Raw genomic sequence first — 19,690 nt, forward strand, 5'->3', positions numbered from 1 at the left:
CAGCCCTTGATCGCCTTCCGACCACAGTGATCCCTCCCCTGACACTTGGCCAAGGCCATCGTCAGAAATCGGGATTGCTCCGTCGTCACATGAGGAGCGGCTTCTCACTGCGTTTCGCGCCGTACCCACGCTGCGCCCGGCGTCGTACACGCGACGCGCAAACACGGCCTATATCAGGTTTCACGCACCCCGAGCTGTCAACGAATTGAAAGGACGACAACCTCAGTTGAGCCCGGTTCTCATTTGTTCAAGACCAACGCCAAGCGGCCGAGTACGACTGGATCCCGCATGACCGAGCAATGGAAATCGCCGGAAATGAAGGGAAACACCATGGTTCAACGCATTTTCGCCACAGTCGTCACCATGTTGGCCGCGCTCGCGTTCACCACCGCGCCTGCAATCGCCGCGTCCGCACCGGTCTCGGACACAGTCACCCAGCAAAGCCAGGTCATCCACGGCAGCGACGGCGCAGACTCCGAAGCACAGGCCAACTGCAGCTACAGCACGAGAACCCACGTCAACATCCACAGCAACCCCGACCGGAGTTCTGCCATCAACGGCTCAATCGCGGCTGGAAAGCCGATCTACAACGTCACCTGCGGCAATGTGACCGGAGGCAACTACGGCTCCTGCGGCGGCGGCAACCTCTGGAAGTACATCGGGTCCGGCTTCGTCGCGACCAAGTGCCTCAAGCGCCTCTGACGACCATCCCCGCCTGAACTCCCCGGCTCGACGGACCCCGACCCGTCGACGGCACGGCCCACTCCACCCGGAGTGGGCCATGTCGTCGACCGGACTTGCAAGAATTACGGAATTTCATATGCTCGATCTCATGATCGAAGGAGTAGCGAAGCGGCTCGCCGCGCTGGAGGAGCGGGTCGCCCGGCTGGAGGGCGCCACCAGCGGCCCGGACCCCGAGACGTTCTGGGCGCTACACGGCCTTCGTGACCGACTCTCCGAGCAGACCGGCGGCGTGCTGTTCACCGGATCGGTGAACCTGCCAACCGGGGAGCACTACGAATGGCAGCAGGGCGCCCGCACCGAAGCCCTACTCGACCTGGGCTGGGCCGACTCGAGCGCATCTTTCGCCGCGCTCGGCCACCCGATCCGACTGCAACTGCTCCAGCACATCCTCACCGGCACCCACTCGGTCACCGACCTTCAAGAACTCGACTCGGTCGGCACCACCGGCCAGCTTTACCACCACCTCAAACAACTGGTCGCCGCTGGCTGGCTGCACACCTCCAGCCGAGGCCGCTACCAGGTGCCAGGCCACCGCGTCGTGCCGCTTTTCGTGCTGCTCGCCGCGATCCATCCGCCAATGCCGCTGTAATTACGAAAAACTGGAGGGAACATGCGCGCACTGAACCGGAGAACTGTGCTCGGCGGCGTGGCCGCGGGCACCATGGCCGCCCTGCTGCCGACCGCACGCGCGGACGCGGCCACGGATCCGAAATCACTCGTCGAGGAGACGCTGCGAAAAGGACTGGCTCAAGGCATCCCGGGCCTGACAATCGGTGCGTTCGACCGCGACGGAGAGTACGTGGCGGGCGCCGGGACGCTGGCAGGCCCGGGCTCGCAGACCCCCAACGGCGGATCGATCTTCCAGATCGGCTCGATCACCAAAACGTTCACCGCACTCGCACTCGCCGAGGCCCAGCGCCGCCGTCACCTCCGCCTAGACGATCGGCTCGCCGACCACCTCGACGCGCGGTTCCCGGTGCCGTCCCTGGGCAGCGGCGGGATCACGCTGCGCCACCTCGCCACCCATGCCTCCGGGCTGCCGTCGATCCCACCGAACCTGACCACCACCCCCGGCTTCGACCCGCACGATCCCTACGCCCACTACACCGAACAGAACCTGATCGACGGGCTGCGCGAAACAAGACTCCAGTACAAGCCTGGCACCGACTACGCCTACTCCAATCTGGCGTTCGGACTGCTCGGCCGGGCCCTGGCCCAACCTTTCGGCGGTGACTACGAGGCACTTGTTCGCACCCGGATCGCCCGCCCACTCGACCTGACGGACACCACGTCCCGGCTCAGCGCCGACCAACGCACCCGGAAGGCCACCGGCCACAACAGCGACGTCGCCAAGGTGCCCGACTGGCGCCTCCCCGAATTCGCGGGCGCCGGCGTGCTCTACGGAACCGCCCGTGATCTGCTGCGCTACCTGCACGCCATGCTGGGCGACGCGCCCGCATACCTGCGGCCATCGATCCGCCTGGTCCAGCACCCGCATCTCGCGCCACCCAACCATGCGCCGCTGCGCGTCGGCCTCGGCTGGCACGTGATGCCGCTGCCCACCAGCAAACGCGCCATGGTGTGGCACAACGGCGGAACCGGCGGCTTCAACTCGTTCGCCGCGATCTCGCCAAGCACCCGCACCGGCGTCGCGGTGCTCGCGAACATGTCTCGCGCGGACGCGTTGGTCGACCAACTGGGAGTCACCCTGCTGGACAGCCTTGACGCCGTTCGCCGCTAACCCAAAGCGCTCCGCACGGATTGACGACCCTCTCCCCGCTTCGTGGCGTTGTGAACTTGAGGTCGGACCTTTCGGATGCTTACGGTCTTCCCAGGTTGTTTTCAGTTAACACTGAAGTAATCGAGTGAGTCGAAATAATGAGGCAAAGAGGAGCCCTATGGAAGATCAGAGCCATCCGGAGGTTGTATCCGCCGAGGTTCGGGAGCGTGTCACCGCCAGCTTCGAGCGGCAGGGGCTGATGCGTCATCTCGGTGCACGCCTGGTGGAGATCACGCCCGGATGCGTCCACATCGTGCTGCCCGCCCGGCCCGAGGTGACCCAGCAGCACGGCTACTTCCACGCGGGCGCAACCAGCGCCATCGCGGACAGCGCGGGCGGCTATGCCGCGTTCACCCTGTTCCCCGCCGACACGGATGTGCTCACCGTGGAATACAAGATCAACCTGCTGGCCCCGGCCATCGGTGATCACCTCCACGCGGTGGGAACGGTGCTGAAGTGCGGGCGGACCCTCACCGTGTGCAGACTCGAGGTGTTCGGTGTGCAGGATGCGCAGCGGTCCCTCGTCGCGGCGGGACAGCAGACCCTGATCCGCCTACAGGACCGAACCGAGCAGTGAGACTCCCCCCGGCAGCGGCAGAAACAGCGGTGGGGAGCGCGGGACAGGCCCACGCTCCCCACTCGCTCGCCGGGCATAGAGCCGCGCCGGCATTACGGAAGGAAGCGGCTATCGCGGTTGCGGCAGTTACGACAGCGGACCGGTCTGCTGCTCGATCCACGTCTTGTAGTGCGGCACCTTGTTGTAGACCGACGGCGCCGAGGCGCACCGCGGGATCAAGCCGCCAAGGCGGCTGGTGGTGCCGCCGAGTTCCCAGCGGCCGTTGACCTTGACCACCAGCGGGCCACCGGAGTCACCGAAGCAGGCGCCCTTGGCGGACCGCTCCCCCACGCACAACTCCGTCTTGGCGTCCTGGAACAGACAGCCGGTCACGAGCGTGGTGTCCAACTCCTGCAACTGCTCCGGCGGCTGCCCACAACCACGCTCCGGGCAGGTCAGACCGTGCCCCATGATCCGGACCGGCGTGGCGGTCTTCAGCGGGTCAGCGGTGATGCCGATGGGGGCCGAGGTCGAGGGCTTGGCCAGCTTGATCAGAGCGAAGTCCGCACCCAGGACCGCGTCGACGCCACCCGGGCCAGGCACCAGTTGCTCGATCCTGATTTCCTCGCCGGTGGTCAACGTGGTCCCGCCAACGCGCACCGAGTCCGGGTTGGCCCTGGTGATGCAGTGTTTGGCGGTGGCCAGCCACTGCGGGGCGATCAACGCCGCACCACAGCGGAACTTCCCGCCTTCGAACAGCTTTGTGTAGAACGAATAGTTCTCCGACGCGGGCCTTCCACCGATGATCAACGGTTCCGCGGCACCTGCGGGGCTCGCGGGCAATACCAAGGCCGCGGCCAGTAAGCCTGCGGCGGAAACCAAAGTGCGCAACCGCATGGTCCGTCCCTTCTCCGTACCGTTATCGGGCGGGGAAAGGCTGTCCCGCGGCCTGCGTGCGCTGCATCGGCAAAATCACGTAGAGACATACGTAGAGGACACGGCCCGCCGGTTGACGCACCACCGAAAAGGCGCGCTGACCTGCTGGGCAGTCCGGAGTCGACGTCCACAGCCAGCCAAAATCCAACAGCCACCGCAGGCGAGAGCCGCAGATTGTTGAGTATCCGGGCGGAGTTTTGGCCGCCGCCCGGTGTTCATCGACGCATGGGCACGGCGTGTGTCGCGGCCGCGAGGTCCTCCCGGCGTACGCGGTCGTCACAGTTGTCGGCGAGGATCGCGACCTGCTCCGCCGCGGGGAGTCGCTGCCACTGCGGAGACAGTGGGCCACGGTGGCCCGGGTAGGCCGGTTCGTCGGTCGTCACGACCAGCTTCTCGGCGACCGCTCCCCTGGCCGAGATCCGGCCGTTCACCGAGCCCGACCACTGCCGAACACCATAGAACGACGAGTGGGGGCCGGGATCGATCCACTGCGAGACCAGCAGTTGAGCGCTGCCCAGCGTCGAGTAGGGATGGACGACAGGAGCGTAGAGATTCCTCGCCTGGGCCGACGTCACCTGGGTCCTCGGCGCCGTCCACAGGCCCGTCGGATAGGGCGCGGTCTGGGTCACCGCACCGCGGCCTCCATTGAGGAACGACAACACCGCCCGGCCCTCGATGACCTGGGCCGAGATCTCGCCGATCGCCTCGAACGGGCTGGGCGCCGCGATGATCGGCGTCGACGGGCCGTGCGGCCGCCAGTCCCAATGCCCCGAGTTGTCGGCTCCCCAGAACGTGTACTGGCTACGCTCCCACATCTTGTCCCACGGCACCCGCATCAGGTGGATGCCGCCGCCATTCCACCGGCCCTCGTTCGTGCCGTAGATGTAGACCCAGTCCTCACTCGGCCACATGATCATGGAGTTGTTCTGGAAATGCGACCAGAGGCCCTCGTTCCAGAAGTCCATGTTCTCCTGGTTGGTCTCCACGTTCCAGGTGCGCGTCCAGTGCTCGGCGTGGGTCTCGGTCGAGGTCCACTGCCGGGAATACCAGGTGCGCCAGCTGCCGCCCGCACTCGGTGTCCCGCCCTCTTCCCTGATCGCCCAGTCACGCACGCCGAAGGTGGTCATGATGTAGCGGCCGTCGGGCAGGTGGATCAGGTCGTTGGGGATTTCGGTGAAGACCTGTCCGGGCACATTCCGTGCGGTTTCCGCATCGACATGGGTGTAGGGAATCATCTCCTTGGCCCGATCGCCGCCGATGCAGTTGTCCCAGCGAATTCCGTTGTGGATGTCCGGATTGGACTGACGCAGCCCGACAGGCGACCGCCACCCGGTGCTGTTCTGCGGCACGGGCTGGTCGAAGGTGTCACCGAAGATCGAGATGCAGTAGCCGTGGTTGGTCCGCGCGGTGAAGCCGAGATCGGTGCCGCGGAAGCCGAACCGCGCGGTCTCCTCCCCCGTCAGATCCTTGACGTAACCCGCGTTGACCATCGCACGGGAACCGGCAGGGACCTTGGCCATCGCGGGAGCGTTGCCCAGTCCCCCGAGCAGACCGCCCGCACCAAGCAAGGCCCCCGCCGCACCCTTGAGAAACGTCGACCGGCTCACTCGCGACGCCTCGCCCCCATGGGCCGCTGCACTGGTTTCCTCGCCGTGTCGCATACCGCTCCTCAAGACAGTTCGACTCCCCGGGTCACCTCGACGTTATCGACCGCCGATGAAATCCCAATGAAACGCCAGATCGCGCCTGCACATCTAATAGAAATTGCCGAAGGCGGCGATGAATCGGCGGTAGCGCAGCTAGTCCACGGCACTGATGGTTGATCCCGTCACCAGCCAGTCGCTGGTCCAGCTCCGATGAGCCGAACGCCAGGGCTACCAGCTGTGGGTCCGGCACAAGGCGGGAGGTGGATCCGTCGCGTGCAGCGAAAGCAGGCTCAGCACCGTGGCGTGGTCCTGGAACCTCAGGTCCAACCGGTCGCGCCACAGCACTGTGCGCCAGACCGCGCGGACAGGGTTCTTGTCGTGCTGGGAAACCTGGATCACGGAGTCACGCGCGCCTGCAGTCATCGTTCCCCTCGCGGCCGGTGGCTGGACTCCCGATGTGTACTGCGAACCGGTTGTTCGGCACCGGAAACGCAGACCGGACAACCAACGTCCGAAGAACAGCCGCGGACCGACGGTGGTCCGCAGATGTCCGAAATCGGCTGCCGTTCCCCGACGGTTCGGCGGACGTCGCATATGGCGCTCGCCCGGAAGGTCGTCACGGACTCGGCCGCTCTGGCCCGGACGGACCTCGGTGACGCTCCGGAATGTGGTGATTGACGAACGGATAATTAAGAGAAATACCGCTCAGGTGTCGCGCTGAGTAACCGTGGCGGAAAGCCGCCTGGTCAGGCCGGGATCGGCGCTTACCTTGGGTGGCCGAAGAATCCAGCTTTAAGGTTCAGAGCTCGTGACCATCTTGTATCAGGCAGATGGCGGTTTTACGTTGGACACGCGCCGTCAGCGAGGACGATCTGCCCCCTCTGCGTGACCAAAATCTAGGAGGGGCCCTCTCATGGATTCACGCACCCGTGGCGAGGTGGCGGAGCGATCGCCCGCGGGCAGTCGAGTGGCCACCGTCGCCGGCCCGCGCGCCGGTCTGGTGGCCTCCAACGGACACACCGTCGCCATCGACAACCCCGCGGGCCGCGCGGGGAAGCAGGCACGAATCCAACGTGCTTATCCGCACCAGCCCGCAGCGATCAAGGTGTTGCTGGCCAACGACGAACTGCTGATCTGCACCGCGTTGGCGGTGCTGCTGGGCAGGGAGTCGGATATCGAGGTGGTGGCGAAGGTCGAGGACGGCCGCGATGTCGTGGGCACCGCGTTGGCCTACCGGCCGGACGTCGCGGTGGTCGATATGGACGTGCCCACCCTGGACGGGTTCGCGGTCACCACGGAGATGGCATCGCGGGTGCCGACCTGCAAGGTGGTGATGCTGACCGGCAGGGTCTCCCCCAACCTGCGCCGCGCGTTGACCGTCGGGGTGAAGGGCGTCCTGCCGCGCGGCTCCTCCGGGTGCGCGTTGGCCGAGGTGATCAGGAAGGTGCACGCGGGCGGCCGCTACGTCGATCCCGATCTGGCCGCCGACGCACTGGCCGCACCCCAGTGTCCCCTGTCGCCGCGGGAACTGGAGGCGATTCGGCTCGCCGAGAGCGGCGAGCCGATCGCCATGGTGGCGCGGCGGATGCGGCTGTCCGCCAGCACTGTACGCAACTACCTCGCCACGGTGGTGCGCAAGCTCGGTGTGCGGACCCGCTCCGAGGCGTACCACCTGGTCGTGAAGAACGGCTGGCTGTGAACCCACGGTTGGAACCCGGCCCGCGGGCCGGGCAGCGGCGGGTGCTCCGCCGCTGCCCGACGTCCCCTGGCGAGCAGCGCGAGGGCGATCACCAGTGCCGCGAGTTCCTCACCGGTCGGCTGCCCTCTGACGATGCGGATGTCGGACATCGCGTCACATCGGGGGGTTGCCGTGCACGCGCCGGATCTCCGGCGGCAGCTTGGTCTGCAACATCGCCAGTGCGCGAGCCAGCGTCGCCCGAGTCTCACGGGGATCGATGACATCATCCACCAGGCCGCGTTCAGCCGCGTGGAACGGCTGTACCAGGGTCTTCCGGTAGTGCTCGACCGCCTGCTGCCGCGCGGCGGCCGGGTCCGCGGCGGTCGCCAACTGCTTGCGGAAGATCACGTTCGCGGCTCCCTCCGCGCCCATCACCGCAATCTCGTTGGTCGGCCAGGCGAACGACAGGTCGGCGCCGATGGACCGGGAGTCCATCACGATGTAGGCCCCGCCGTAGGCCTTGCGCAGGATCACCTGGATACGCGGCACCGCGGCGGCGCAGTAGGCGTACAGCAGCTTCGCGCCGTGCCGGATGATCCCGCCGTGCTCCTGGGCGGTTCCCGGCAGGAAACCGGGCACGTCGACCAGGGTGACCAGCGGGATGTTGAAGGCGTCGCAGGTCTGGACGAACCGCGAGGCCTTCTCGGCCGCGGCGATGTCGATCACCCCGGCGGAGCACATCGGCTGGTTGGCGATGACGCCGACCACCTGGCCCGTGATGCTTCCCAACGCGCAGATGATGTTCTGCGCCCAACCCTGGTGGCATTCCAGGAACTCGCCGTCGTCCAGCACTTCCTTGATCACCGCGCGCATGTCGTAGGGCCGGTTCGCCGAAGCGGGCACCAGGTCCAACAGGGCGGGGGTGGGACGGTCGTGCGGGTCGTCGGTGAGCACCGCGGGCGGGCGCTCGCAGTTGTTCGACGGCAGCATCGAGACCAGGTAACGCACATCAGTCAGGCAGGGCGCTTCGTCGTCGTAGACGAACGTGGCCATCCCCGAGGAGCCCGCGTGCACATCGGCTCCGCCCAACTGCTCGTGCGTGACCTGCTCGCCGGTCACCGCCGCGACCACGTCCGGTCCGGTCACGAACATCTGCCCGATGTCGCGGACCAGGAACACGAAGTCGGTCAGCGCGGGCGAGTACACCGCACCGCCCGCGCACGGCCCGAGCACGACGCTGATCTGCGGAATCACTCCCGAAGCGCGCACATTGCGCTGGAAGATGCCGCCGTAGCCCGCGAGGCCGGTCACGCCTTCCTGAATACGGGCTCCCGCGCCGTCGTTGAGGCTGATCAGCGGGGCGCCGGTGTTCAACGCCAGGTCCATCACCTTGTGGATCTTCTGTGCGTGTGCCTCGCCGAGTGAGCCGCCGAACACCCGGAAATCGTGTGCGTACACGAACACCGTGCGCCCGTGGATCGTGCCCCATCCGGTGACGACCCCGTCGCCGAGCGGCCGGTTGTCCGCCATGCCGAACTCGGTGGCGCGGTGCCTGCGGAACGGTTCGATCTCGACGAAGCTGCCCCTGTCCAGCAGAATGTTCAGCCGTTCGCGCACGTTAAGCTTGCCGCGGGCGTGCTGCCGTGCCGTCGCCTGCAGTCCTGGCCCATGCAGCACCTTGTCCCGCCGGGCTTTCAGCTCACCGAGCCGAGCGCTCATCGCGTTGCCGTTCCCGCTCTCCACAGGCGGCAGGTCGACGGTGGTCAGGGGTCTGTCGTTCATCGTGGTCATGCTCGATGCCGTCCTTGTCGTTGCTCGGGTCGTCGCTCAGGAGTCCCATACCGGGCCGAATGCGGGGATGCCGCGCTGTTCAAGCTCGAACACGACCCGCCAGGTGACCTTCTGGTTCGCGATGCAGATGACCGCCTCGGCGCCGGTGTGCAGGTAGGCGGCGTAGGCCAGCTTGACCATGTCGGGCTTGCCGAGTTCGTCGGTGTTCCAGATGGTCGCGTCCGGCCGGGCTTCGAGGATCTCGTCCACCAGCGCGTCGCCATAGGTCTTTCGGGGGCTGCGCGTCGCCCACACCAGGTGGCCCGGCACCTCCTTGGTCAGCAGATGTGCCAGCATCGGCCCGATCCCGCTGCCGGTGGCCACGTACACCACCTTGTGGAACAGCATGCGGACGTTGGCCATGCCCGCGGTCGGGATGCCGCGGACCCACACGTGGCTCGGCGGGTTGTCGATGAACTCCGACGTCCAGTCCCCCGCTCGGGACACCGCCATCCGGTAGCCGCTCGCGTAGGAGCTTGCCGCGCCGGGGATGTTGGCGAAGTAGTGCCAGCCCAGCAGCGGGTGGCGGCTGATGGGCCGCACCGAGCCGATGAAGGGCTGCACCCCGCGGTGGCGGAACCCGACTATCGCGACGTGGGAGGACGGCCGCTTCACGGTGATGGGAACGCGGCGCAGCCGCATCCACGGCAGCGCCGCCGAGAACGTGGTGGCCACGAGGATCCACACGGTCGCGGAGTTGAACAGCGCGGTCGCCACCGAATCGTCGCCGCGCCTGCTGATCGCGAACACCACCGTGTTCACCCACACCAGCACCAGCGCACCCCAGCCGAAGAACCGGTGGGTGGCCTCGAAGCGGTCGTGCGCGACGGTCCGCAGTCGCGGGTGCGCCATCACGATCATCCCGACGAACAGGACGACGAGCGCGTAGGCCAGCACGATGTTGGCGATCCCCAGCGGGGAGTCCAGCGCGGCATCGTGGGTCAGCGCGCCGGCGAACACGATGTACCAGGCCGTTCCCGCGATGGCGCCGCCGACGTGCAGCCCGCCGAAGTGGTAGACCTTCGCGAGGAACCAGCGGACCCGCAGTGGCCAGGTCAGCGGCGGACGGGTCGCCAGCCAGCAGATGAGGTTGATGACGTACTGCTGGCGCAGGATGATCGCCAAGGCGAGGTTGGCCTGGGCCGTGGTGGCGATGGCGACCAGGTTCACCTGGTCCCCGCTCAGCCACTGCAGGCCGAACAGCAGGAAAACCAGGATGTTCGTCGAGACGATCAGCACCGCTAATCGGTTGTAGTGCATGAACTGCGGATGCTTGAGCAATTTTCGGATGCCGGTGATCGGCGGGGGCAAATTCACATTGTCCGGTGAAATCCGCGTCCTGGTGGGGAGATAGTCGGTTCCGCCCTGTGCTGGAACCTCGGTGAGTAATTTTTGGATCATGTGTCCAGCCTCAGCAGGCGGACGCACAATTCATATCCTCACCTTGCGAGCTGCCGCCGTGTGGATATCACAACCAAGCCGAGCGAATGACACGGCATGATTGTGGCGAAAGGCGCACGATGATCGAGACAGACCCCGATTCCGAGATCTTCACATGGGGTCCACGATTCGGAAAAGGCCCGGCGAGGTCGTTCGAACCGCGGCTCAGCCGTCGGAATTCTCGTCGGGGTTCCAATCGAGCAGACGCACCTTGCTCACCGACTGGACATGCCTGCGCATGGCAGCGGCGGCGGCCTTCCCGTCACCGCGGTGGATGGCATCGGCAATCTTGCGGTGCTGGGCGAGCGAGCGAGCGGGCCTGCCCGGCTGGCGCAGCGACTCGGTGCGGCTCTCGGCGACCTGCTCGGAGATGGAGCGCATGAACTCGGCGAGCAACGGGCTGTGCGCGGCGTCGGCGACCGCGGCGTGAAACCGGCGATCGCCTTCGACGCCGTAGTCCCCCTCATCGATTTCCCGCGCCATATACGCCAGCGCATCGTCGATCGCCACCCGCTCGGCGGGGGTGCTGCGCTCGGCGGCCAGCCTCGCCAGGGTGGTCTCCAGCGCCTCCCTGGCATCGAGCACATCCGGTAGTCGCCGCCTGCGTTCCACCAGCTCGGACAACGGCTCGACGTCGAGGTTGTCGGTGCGCAGGTACATGCCGCCGCCGTGTCGCACGTCGAGCAGGCCCTGGACCTCGAGTACCACCACGGCCTGCTTCACCGACGCGCGGCTGACCCCCAGCCGCTCGGCGAGCTCACGCTCGGCGGGCAGGCGGTCCCCCGCGCTGAGCCCTGCCTGGCTGGCGAACTGCCGAATCCGCTCAACGACCTTCTCATAAAGACGCTGGCGGGCGACCGGGCGAAGAAGGTTGCTCCGGTTGCTCACTGGTCAAGTCTAGCGCGGGTCAGTGGTTCATCCACTGGGCCAACTCAGGGTTGACGTCCAGACGTTATGAGTGGGAAAGTGGCTGGACCACTGAACCACTGCCAGTGGAGCGGAGGGGGCGACGACGGCGCAGTTGGTCGCAATTCCGGCCACGGCGGTGATTGGTTCCTTGGGGCGACGACCTGTCGCCTGGAAGGGGCGCGCGGGCATTTGCCTGCGCGCTGGCGGGTGATGCCCGGCCGGCGACCAGAACACCTATTCATGAGAAGTGGCTGACCCTGCAGCCCTACCAATGGGTGGAGGCGCGATGACGGCCCACGTGGTCGCGGTTGTCGTATTAACTGTCTTGTTCATTGTGGCGACGGCATTGCCGATCAATATGGGCGCACTGGCTTTCGCGGGCGCATTCATTGTCGGTGCGCTCGTCGTCGGTCTGGATGGCAAGGAGATCTTCGAAGGGTTTCCCGGCGATATTTTCGTGGTGCTGGTCGGTGTCACCTATCTGTTCGCGCTGGCCAGGGCGAACGGCACGACCGATTGGCTGATCGCGGCCGCGATGCGGCTGGTCGGCGGACGCATAGCGGCCATTCCCTGGGTGATGTTCGCGATCGCCGCGATCCTCACCGCCATCGGTGCGGTCAGCCCGGCGGCGGTGGCGATCGTGGCACCGATCGCGCTCGGCCTCGCCGCGCAGCACGGCATCAGCCCGCTGATGATGGGCGCGATGGTCGTGCACGGAGCCCAGGCGGGCGGCCTGTCGCCGATCAGCATCTACGGTTCGATCGTCAACACGCTCGTCGAGCGCAACGGTCTGCCCGGCAACGAGATCGTGTTATTCCTGGCGGGCCTCGGCGTGAACCTGGTCATCGCGGTGGTGTTGTTCCTCGTCCTCGGCGGTCTCAGGCGGCGCAAGCGGCCTGGCGATCCGGTCGAGGCGACCGAGGCGGTCGAGGCTGCCGACACCTCGCCGTTGCCGAGGCCCGACCTCATGCAGATCGCCACCCTGGCCGGGGTGGTCTTCATCGTGGTCGGCACCCTGGCGCTGGACTTGGACCTGGGGCTCACCGCGATCACGGTCGCGGTGGTGCTCAGCATCATCCGACCCGCACACAGCCGGGCCGCGGTCGAGCACGTCACCTGGCCCACCGTGCTGCTGATCTGCGGGGTGCTGACCTATGTCGCGCTGCTGGAGCGAATCGGCACGATCGACCTCGTCGGGCGGTCGGTGAGCCGCATCGCCATCCCTATCCTCGCCGCGCTGCTGCTCTGCTACGTCGGCGCGGTCGTGTCGGCATTCGCCTCCTCGGTCGGCCTCCTCGGCGCCCTCGTCCCGCTGGCCGTGCCGTTCCTGGCGCTCGGCACCGTCGGGCCGGTCGGCATGATCGCCGCGCTGGCGGTCTCCGCCACCGTCGTCGACGTCAGCCCGTTCTCCACCAATGGAGCGCTGGTGCTGGCCAACGGCAAGGGGATCGACCGAGACCGCTTCTTCCGGCAACTGCTCGTCTACGGCGGGATCGTGGTGGCGGTCGCGCCGGTCGCCGTCTGGCTGCTCTTCGTGGTTCCGAATTTGGGTTGAGGGGAGAAACCTGATGCTTGATCATGTGATCAGTGGCGGCGACCGCGTCGCGCTGCGCTTCACCGACGCCACACTGACCTACCGGGAACTCGGTGCCCTCGCGGCCCGGCTGGCGCACCGGATCGCGGGGTGTCGGCGGATCGCGGTGCACGCCACCCCGTCACCGCAGACCTGCGTCGCGGTGGTGGCCGCGATCGCGGCGGGCGTGCCGGTGGTGCCGCTGAACCCCGCGCTCGGTCCCCGCGAACTCGCGCACATCCTCGACGACAGCGAACCGGACCTGGTGCTGCGGGAGTCCGATATCGACCTCACCAAAGCCGCCACTCCCCCGCTGCCCACCGTCCGCCTGGACGGGGAGGCGCCCGCCCTGATCATCTACACCTCCGGCACGACCGGCCCGCCGAAGGGCGTCACGCTGCCGCGCCGGGCGCTCACCAGCAACCTCGACGCGATCGCCAAGGCATGGGCGTGGACGGCCGATGACGTGCTGGTGCATGCCCTTCCGCTGTACCACGTGCACGGTCTGATCCTCGGTGTGCTCGGTCCGCTGCGACGCGGCGGCACCGTGCGGCACCTCGGCAGGTTTTCCACCGACGCGGTGGCCGCGGAGTTCGACGAGCACGCGACGATGCTGTTCGGCGTGCCGATGATGTACCACCGCCTCGCCGCCGACGTCGAGCGTGATCCGGCGCTGGCGAGGGCGATCAGCCGGGCGCGGGTCCTGGTGTCCGGCTCCGCGGCGCTGCCCGCGACCGTGCACAACCGGATCGCCCGCGCCACCGGGCAGCGGATCGTCGAGCGGTACGGCATGAGCGAGACGCTGATGAACTGCAGCGTTCGCGTCTCGGGTGAGCGCCGACCGGCCACGGTCGGACCGCCGGTGGACGGTGTGTCGCTGCGCATCGTCGACGGTGCGGGCAGGTCCGTCGCGGACGGTGAGATCGGCGAGATCGAGGTGTCGGGGCCGAACCTGTTCCTTGGCTACCTCAACCGACCCGAGGCCACCGCCGAGGTGCTGCGACGCAACTGGTTCCGCACCGGTGACCTGGCCAGCGTGGACCACGACGGGTACGTGCGCATCGTCGGCAGGCGGGCCACCGACCTGATCAAGAGCGCCGGGTTCAGGATCGGGGCGGGCGAGGTGGAGAACGTGTTGCTGGAGCACCCGCAGGTGGCCGAGGTCGCGGTGACCGGGGAGCCCGACGAGGAGCGGGGCGAGCGGGTGGTGGCCTGGGTGGTGCCCGCCCCGGGGCTGCTGCCCTCCGCCGACGAGTTGAGCGCCCACGTCGCGCGCCTGCTCGCACCGCACAAGCGACCCCGCGTGGTGCGCTTCCTGGACGCCCTGCCGCGCAACGAGATGGGCAAGGTGACCAAGCGGGCGCTCCGCGGTGAGCACCGAGCACCGCCGACACCGGGGCGCCCCTGATCGGACCGGAGGAAGCCGGCGGGTGCGAGCCCGCCGGCTTCGTGGCCGATCAGGGGAACAGCTCGACCGGGGTGCCGCAGCCGCGGGCCGTGCGCACCCGCTGGATCTCGGCGAGCAGTTCGGGCTGTCGCACGAGTTCGTTCAGGTAGCCGGTGTCCGGCTCCATGCCCGCGACGTTGGTGGTGAGGTATCGCCACGAGCGCCCCCACAGGGACAGCACGGTTTCCTGCCACTGCGGGCTCTTGATCAGGTAGTCGTACTGGGCGGGGTGCTCCACGCGGATCTTCGCGATGTATCGCTGCGTCCACCAGAGGTAGGTCAGCAGTGCGTGCCGGTCGCTGAAGCGGCCCGTGCTGTTGCCGTTCTGCAGGTAGTACCGCACGGCCAGCGAGTTGATGTACTGGTTCCACTCCTCGACCAGCATGTTGAAGCCCTGGTCGCCGGATTGGAAGCGGGAGTCGGCCGGGTCGCCGTTGAGGTAGGTCTCGGCGTAGTTCCGGTCGCTGCCGTGGGTGCCCGAGCCGAACTCCCGGCTGGTGGTGATCGTGCCCCGCTCGGCGGGCGGGCGCTTCTTATTCTCGGCGTCGGCCAGCAGCAGCGAACGCGCCATCGAGTACATCGGGCTGTTCGACGTGGTGCCCTTGCCGTGCATGCCCGGTGCGGTGAACGCGACATCCGACCCGCTCTTGCTCCGGGTCACGAAGTACCAGTTCTGCGGCTGGGTCTTGTCGATGCCGTGACCGACCTCGTGCACCACCATGCCCAACTGGCTCAGCACCTGAGCCGCGGTGTCCTTGCGCCGCAGCCACTTGTCGACGGCGGGTTTGCCCCCCGCGATGTCGATTATCCGCTTGCCGGTCGGGTACCGCCGGGACAGGACGCCGTCGATGAACGCCATGTAGTTCGCCGAGTTGTAGCCGTTGACGAGGTCTTGGATGCTCTTGAACTGCTCGGGCAGGGTGAACTCCTCGATGTCGAGGACGAACTTTCCGTCAGCGCAGTTCCGGTCGACAACCACCTGATTGCCGGACGACGGACGAGGGGAACTCGCCGCGGCTGTCGGACCGGCGCAGAGCATGACCAGCGCGACCCCGAGTGCCAGTGACCTTTTCATGGGTCCTCCGTGATGGATCGGCGTCGACAGGGTTCGACGCCGCAACCAGAAGATGACAGCGGGCACCGCCGCTGTCACCACCGATCGTCGGTCTTTCCTGCTCCCGGCCGTGCCGTACGGCAAAGATTCAGTTCGAGGGCGGGTGAGTCGAACTCGTGGAGCCAGTCGTGGAAGGCGTCCTCGAGTGGTGGCAGCTCACGCAGTTCGCCGAGTTGGAATCCGCGGGTCATGTTGGCCCAGACCAAGCCGAAGTCGGCGGGGTCGACCGCGTGTGGTCGGTTCGGGAGGTGGCGGATGGCGTAGCAGAGGGCGTTCTTGTTCTCCTGCTCCCACGAATACGTTGCCCCAGTCACCTGCGGTGCCTTTCGGTTTCGAGGTCTGAACGCGGACGGGACGGTGCCTACCGCATGGTTTCCGGGTGGGTGGGCACCAGCAGCTCGGGTTGGGTGACCGCTTGGACGTCGGCGATGCCGACGCCCGGGGCGAGTTCGCGGAGCACCGGCCCGTCGGCGGTGATGTCGACGACGGCGAGGTCGGTGATCACCCGATGCACCACCCGGCGGCCGGTGGCGGGCAACGAGCAGGTGTGCACGAGCTTGGCGGAGCCGTCCTTGGCGGTGTGCTCCATCAACACGATGACCTTGCGGGCGCCGTGCACCAGGTCCATGGCGCCGCCCATGCCCTTGATCATCTTGCCAGGGATCATCCAGTTGGCGAGGTCACCGTCGGCGGAGACCTGCATCGCGCCGAGCACGGCGGCGTCGATGTGCCCGCCGCGGATCATCCCGAAGGACAGCGCGGAGTCGAAGAACGAGGCCCCCGCCGACACGGTGACGGTCTCCTTGCCCGCGTTGATCAGGTCCGGGTGCTCTTCGCCATCGACCGGGTATGGGCCGACGCCGAGGATGCCGTTCTCCGACTGCAGCACGACATGTTTGCCCTCCGGGAGGTGGTCGGCCACCAGGGTCGGCAGGCCGATGCCGAGGTTGACGTAGCCGCCGTCGGGCAGTTCACGGGCGGCGCGGGCGGCCATCTGTTCGCGAGTGAGGCTCATCGGGCGGTCACCTCGGCAAGGTTGCGGTGGCGGGTTTCGGTCGCGGCCAGCACCCCGGCCGTGGAGATGACGGCGGCGGCAACCACGTACAGCGCGACCGGGGTTGGGCTGCCATAGCGGGCGAGCAGCGCGGTGGCGATCAAGGGGGCCAGCGAACCGGCGATGATCGAGGTGACCTGGTATCCGATGGAGGTGCCGCTGTAGCGGACGCTGGTGTCGAACTGCTCGGCGAAGAACGCCGCCTGCGGCCCGTACATCGCGGCGTGTGCGATGAGTCCACCGACCACGGCGAGGGTGATCAGCCATCCGTTCCTGGTGTCGAGCAGGGGGAAGAACACCATGGCCCACAGGCCCATTCCGATGGTGCCCGCCAGGTAGACGGGGCGGCGCCCGACGCGGTCGGACAGCGCGCCGAACGCGGGGATCGCGGCCAGGTGCGCCACGTTGGCCACCAGCAGGGCGTTAAGCACGATGCCCTTGTCCAGCTTGAGGTGGGTGGTGACGTAGGTGAGCACGAACGCGGTGATCACGTAGTAGGAGATGTTCTCCACCATCCGCGCCGAGATACAGATGCCGATCTGCTTGGGGTAGCGGCGAATCGCCTCCAGTGCGGGCGCCTTCGGGGTGGTGCCTTCGGCTTCGGCCTTGGCGCGAGCCTCGGTGAACACGGGTGCGTCCTCGATGGAGGAGCGAATCCAGTAACCCAGGATGATCAGCACCGCCGAGAGCAGGAACGGAATGCGCCAACCCCAGTCCAGGAACGCCTGGTCGGACATGGTGGCCGCCAGCACGGCCAGCACCGCGGTGGCCAGCAGGTTGCCCACCGGCACCCCCGCCTGCGGCCACGATGCCCAGAACCCGCGGCGCTCCGGTGAGCCGTGCTCGGTGACCAGCAGCACCGCGCCGCCCCACTCGCCTCCGATGGCGAAGCCCTGCACCAGGCGCAGGGTGGTCAACAGGACCGCCGCCCACACGCCGATGCTCGCGTAGGTGGGCAGCAGTCCGATCGCGGCTGTCGCCACACCCATCATGACCAGGCTGACCATGAGCAGCTTCTTGCGGCCGATGCGGTCGCCGAAGTGCCCGAACACCACACCGCCGAGCGGGCGGGCGAGGAAGCCGAGTGCGTAGGTCAGGAACGCCAGCATGGTGCCGACCAGCGGGTCGCTCTGCGGGAAGAACAGCTTGTTGAACACCAGCGCGGCGGCCGAGCCGTAGAGGAAGAAGTCGTACCACTCCACGGCGGTACCGACGAGGCTAGCGGCCAGCACCCGGCCGATGCGGGTCTGTGGTGGGGCGGTGGTGGTCGTCATTCGGGGCTCCCGGGTTGTTACTGGGCGGTCCAACCGCCGTCGAGGGTCAATGCGGCCCCGGTGATGAACGAGGCGTGCTCCGAGCACAGGTAGGTGACCAGCTCGGCCACCTCATCCGGCTCGATCAGGCGTTTGATCGGGGTGCGGCTCAGCAGGACGCGGTCGAGCACCTCGTTCTCGGACAGCCCGTGGTGTTCGGCCTGCGCCGCGAGTTGGCGCTCCACCAGCGGGGTTCGCACGTAGCCGGGGTTGACGCAGTTGGAGGTGACGCCGTGCTCGGCGCCCTCCACGGCCAGCACCTTGGACAGCCCCTCAAGGCCGTGTTTGGCTGCGACGTAGGCGGACTTGTACGCCGAGGCACGCAGTCCGTGCACCGAGGAGATGTTGATGATGCGACCCCAGCGTCGTGCGTACATATGCGGCAGCGTGCGCCGCACGATCCGGAACGGGGCTTCCAGCATCACCCGCAGCATGAGCGCGAACCGCTCGGGCGGGAAGTCCTGCACCGGCGCGACGTGCTGGAGACCCGCGCCGTTGACCACGATGTCGGCGGAAACGTCGAGTTGCTCGACGGCGTCCGGATCGGCGAGGTCGATCTCGCAGGCCTCGCCGCCGACCTCACCCGCCAGTTCCTTGGCCGCCGCCCCGTCGTAGTCCAGGACGACCAGCCGGGCGCCCGCGGCGTGCAGCCGCCGAACGCAGGCGCGTCCGATACCGCCCGCGCCACCCGTGACCAACGCGGTTCGTCCGGCCAGGTCGACCGGGAACAAACCGGAATAGGCGATGTGCATGCCGCGAAACGCTAGGCGCGAACCCAGCGGTGGCCAATGTGCCCAGCTACATAATTGCGGCGCGGGTATGTGTGTGCATACATTGCCCATAGTTCTTCCGCTGAGCAGGGTTGACGTCCACGTGACCTCTCAAAGGACGGGACATGATGGACAAGCTGGTCTCCACCACCGCGGCCGTAGCCGACATCCTGGACGGCGCGAGCCTGGCCGTCGGCGGGTTCGGGCTGTGCGGCATCCCGATGGAGCTGATCAGAGCCCTGCACCAGCGGGGTGTCGACGGGCTGCGGGTGGTGTCGAACAACTGCGGGGTCGAGGACTTCGGGCTTGGCGTTCTGCTCGCCGATCACCGCATCGCCAAGATGACCAGCTCCTACGTCGGAGAGAACAAGGAGTTCGCCCGGCAGTTCCTGGCGGGCGAGTTGGAGGTCGAACTGGTGCCGCAGGGCACCCTGGCCGAGCGCCTGCGGGCAGGTGGGGCGGGCATTCCCGCCTTCTACACGGCCACCGGGGTCGGCACCCAGGTCGCCGACGGCGGCATCCCCCTCCGCTACGCCGCCGACGGCACCGTGGAGTCCGTCTCCGACGCCAAGGAGATTCGGGACTTCACCCTGTCGGGGCAGCCACGGCAGTTCGTGCTGGAACACGCCATCACCTGCGACTACGCCCTGGTCCACGCCGCGCGAGGGGATCGCGACGGCAACCTGGTGTTCTCCCGGTCCGCGCGCAACTTCAACCCGCTGTGCGCCATGGCGGGGCGGGTCACGATCGCCGAGGTCGAGGAACTGGTCGAGCCTGGGGAGCTGGACCCCGACGAGGTGCAGCTGCCCGGTGTGTTCGTGCAACGTGTCGTGCGGGTGGGGGCCGAGGTGGAGAAGCGCATCGAGCGACGCACCGTGCGTGCCGCCATGCGATGAGAGG

Annotated in this window: 19 protein-coding genes; 8 read left to right on the forward strand and 11 right to left on the reverse strand. The window is 67.5% G+C overall.

Annotated features, from left to right (window positions below; translation table 11 throughout):
* Positions 1-288 precede the first annotated feature (288 nt).
* From ACU6XJ_RS25835 to ACU6XJ_RS25850, 4 genes are all read left to right on the forward strand, one after another.
* Positions 289-702, forward strand: a complete 414-nt coding sequence (locus ACU6XJ_RS25835; protein WP_476316968.1) for a hypothetical protein — start codon at positions 289-291, stop codon at positions 700-702.
* A 130-nt stretch (positions 703-832) separates the two neighbouring features.
* On the forward strand, positions 833-1,333 hold the full coding sequence (locus ACU6XJ_RS25840) for an ArsR/SmtB family transcription factor (RefSeq protein WP_476316971.1): 501 nt from the start codon (positions 833-835) through the stop codon (positions 1,331-1,333).
* 21 nt (positions 1,334-1,354) lie between these two features.
* Positions 1,355-2,485 carry a serine hydrolase domain-containing protein gene (locus ACU6XJ_RS25845; protein ID WP_476316974.1) on the forward strand — a complete coding sequence of 377 codons (1,131 nt, stop codon included), beginning with the start codon at positions 1,355-1,357 and terminating at the stop codon, positions 2,483-2,485.
* A 157-nt stretch (positions 2,486-2,642) separates the two neighbouring features.
* Entirely contained in the window at positions 2,643-3,101 is a 459-nt protein-coding gene (locus ACU6XJ_RS25850; RefSeq protein ID WP_476316977.1) for a PaaI family thioesterase, read from the forward strand.
* 126 nt (positions 3,102-3,227) lie between these two features.
* Here ACU6XJ_RS25850 and ACU6XJ_RS25855 read toward each other — a convergent pair whose 3' ends face one another.
* Positions 3,228-3,977, reverse strand: a complete 750-nt coding sequence (locus ACU6XJ_RS25855) for a S1 family peptidase (RefSeq protein ID WP_476316979.1) — start codon at positions 3,975-3,977, stop codon at positions 3,228-3,230.
* 254 nt (positions 3,978-4,231) lie between these two features.
* On the reverse strand, positions 4,232-5,623 hold the full coding sequence (locus ACU6XJ_RS25860) for a DUF4185 domain-containing protein (RefSeq protein WP_476316982.1): 1,392 nt from the start codon (positions 5,621-5,623) through the stop codon (positions 4,232-4,234).
* A 952-nt stretch (positions 5,624-6,575) separates the two neighbouring features.
* On the opposite strand from ACU6XJ_RS25860, the gene ACU6XJ_RS25865 reads away from it, so the two are divergent.
* On the forward strand, positions 6,576-7,361 hold the full coding sequence (locus ACU6XJ_RS25865; RefSeq protein ID WP_476316985.1) for a response regulator transcription factor: 786 nt from the start codon (positions 6,576-6,578) through the stop codon (positions 7,359-7,361).
* Here ACU6XJ_RS25865 and ACU6XJ_RS25870 read toward each other — a convergent pair.
* The 4 genes from ACU6XJ_RS25870 to ACU6XJ_RS25885 form a co-directional block, all read right to left on the reverse strand.
* Entirely contained in the window at positions 7,277-7,627 is a 351-nt protein-coding gene (locus ACU6XJ_RS25870; RefSeq protein ID WP_476316988.1) for an acyl-CoA carboxylase epsilon subunit, read from the reverse strand. The two genes, ACU6XJ_RS25865 and ACU6XJ_RS25870, sit on opposite strands and share 85 nt — an antisense overlap.
* Entirely contained in the window at positions 7,515-9,122 is a 1,608-nt protein-coding gene (locus tag ACU6XJ_RS25875; RefSeq protein ID WP_476316991.1) for an acyl-CoA carboxylase subunit beta, read from the reverse strand. The genes ACU6XJ_RS25870 and ACU6XJ_RS25875 overlap by 113 nt, the downstream gene beginning before the upstream one ends.
* 45 nt (positions 9,123-9,167) lie before the next feature.
* Positions 9,168-10,451 (reverse strand): ferric reductase-like transmembrane domain-containing protein, encoded by a 1,284-nt coding sequence (locus tag ACU6XJ_RS25880; protein ID WP_476316994.1) that lies wholly within the window; start codon positions 10,449-10,451, stop codon positions 9,168-9,170.
* Positions 10,452-10,775: 324 nt separating this feature from the next.
* Complete coding sequence (locus tag ACU6XJ_RS25885) at positions 10,776-11,498, reverse strand: FadR/GntR family transcriptional regulator (protein ID WP_476316997.1); 723 nt, start codon at positions 11,496-11,498, stop codon at positions 10,776-10,778.
* A 307-nt stretch (positions 11,499-11,805) separates the two neighbouring features.
* Here ACU6XJ_RS25885 and ACU6XJ_RS25890 point away from each other — a divergent pair, with 307 nt between their 5' ends.
* Together ACU6XJ_RS25890 and ACU6XJ_RS25895 are read left to right on the forward strand one after the other, a co-directional pair.
* Positions 11,806-13,074: an SLC13 family permease gene (locus ACU6XJ_RS25890; RefSeq protein ID WP_476317000.1), complete on the forward strand. Its 1,269-nt coding sequence runs from the start codon at positions 11,806-11,808 to the stop codon at positions 13,072-13,074.
* 13 nt (positions 13,075-13,087) lie between these two features.
* A complete protein-coding gene (locus ACU6XJ_RS25895) occupies positions 13,088-14,500 on the forward strand; it encodes an AMP-binding protein (protein WP_476317002.1) in 1,413 nt (470 codons plus the stop codon).
* A gap of 49 nt (positions 14,501-14,549) precedes the next feature.
* Here the strand turns inward: ACU6XJ_RS25895 and ACU6XJ_RS25900 are convergent, their stop codons facing one another.
* From ACU6XJ_RS25900 to ACU6XJ_RS25920, 5 genes are all read right to left on the reverse strand, one after another.
* Positions 14,550-15,614 (reverse strand): hypothetical protein, encoded by a 1,065-nt coding sequence (locus ACU6XJ_RS25900; protein ID WP_476317005.1) that lies wholly within the window; start codon positions 15,612-15,614, stop codon positions 14,550-14,552.
* A gap of 74 nt (positions 15,615-15,688) precedes the next feature.
* Positions 15,689-15,967: a hypothetical protein gene (locus tag ACU6XJ_RS25905; RefSeq protein ID WP_476317008.1), complete on the reverse strand. Its 279-nt coding sequence runs from the start codon at positions 15,965-15,967 to the stop codon at positions 15,689-15,691.
* 47 nt (positions 15,968-16,014) lie between these two features.
* Positions 16,015-16,668 (reverse strand): CoA transferase subunit B, encoded by a 654-nt coding sequence (locus ACU6XJ_RS25910; protein ID WP_476317011.1) that lies wholly within the window; start codon positions 16,666-16,668, stop codon positions 16,015-16,017.
* A complete protein-coding gene (locus tag ACU6XJ_RS25915) occupies positions 16,665-17,981 on the reverse strand; it encodes an MFS transporter (protein ID WP_476317013.1) in 1,317 nt (438 codons plus the stop codon). The genes ACU6XJ_RS25910 and ACU6XJ_RS25915 overlap by 4 nt, the downstream gene beginning before the upstream one ends.
* 17 nt (positions 17,982-17,998) lie before the next feature.
* Positions 17,999-18,772 (reverse strand): 3-hydroxybutyrate dehydrogenase, encoded by a 774-nt coding sequence (locus ACU6XJ_RS25920; protein ID WP_476317016.1) that lies wholly within the window; start codon positions 18,770-18,772, stop codon positions 17,999-18,001.
* A 143-nt stretch (positions 18,773-18,915) separates the two neighbouring features.
* Between ACU6XJ_RS25920 and ACU6XJ_RS25925 the strand changes: the two genes are divergently transcribed.
* Entirely contained in the window at positions 18,916-19,686 is a 771-nt protein-coding gene (locus ACU6XJ_RS25925; RefSeq protein WP_476317018.1) for a CoA transferase subunit A, read from the forward strand.
* The last annotated feature ends 4 nt before the right edge of the window (positions 19,687-19,690 follow it).

Source organism: Actinorectispora metalli, assembly GCF_056323685.1.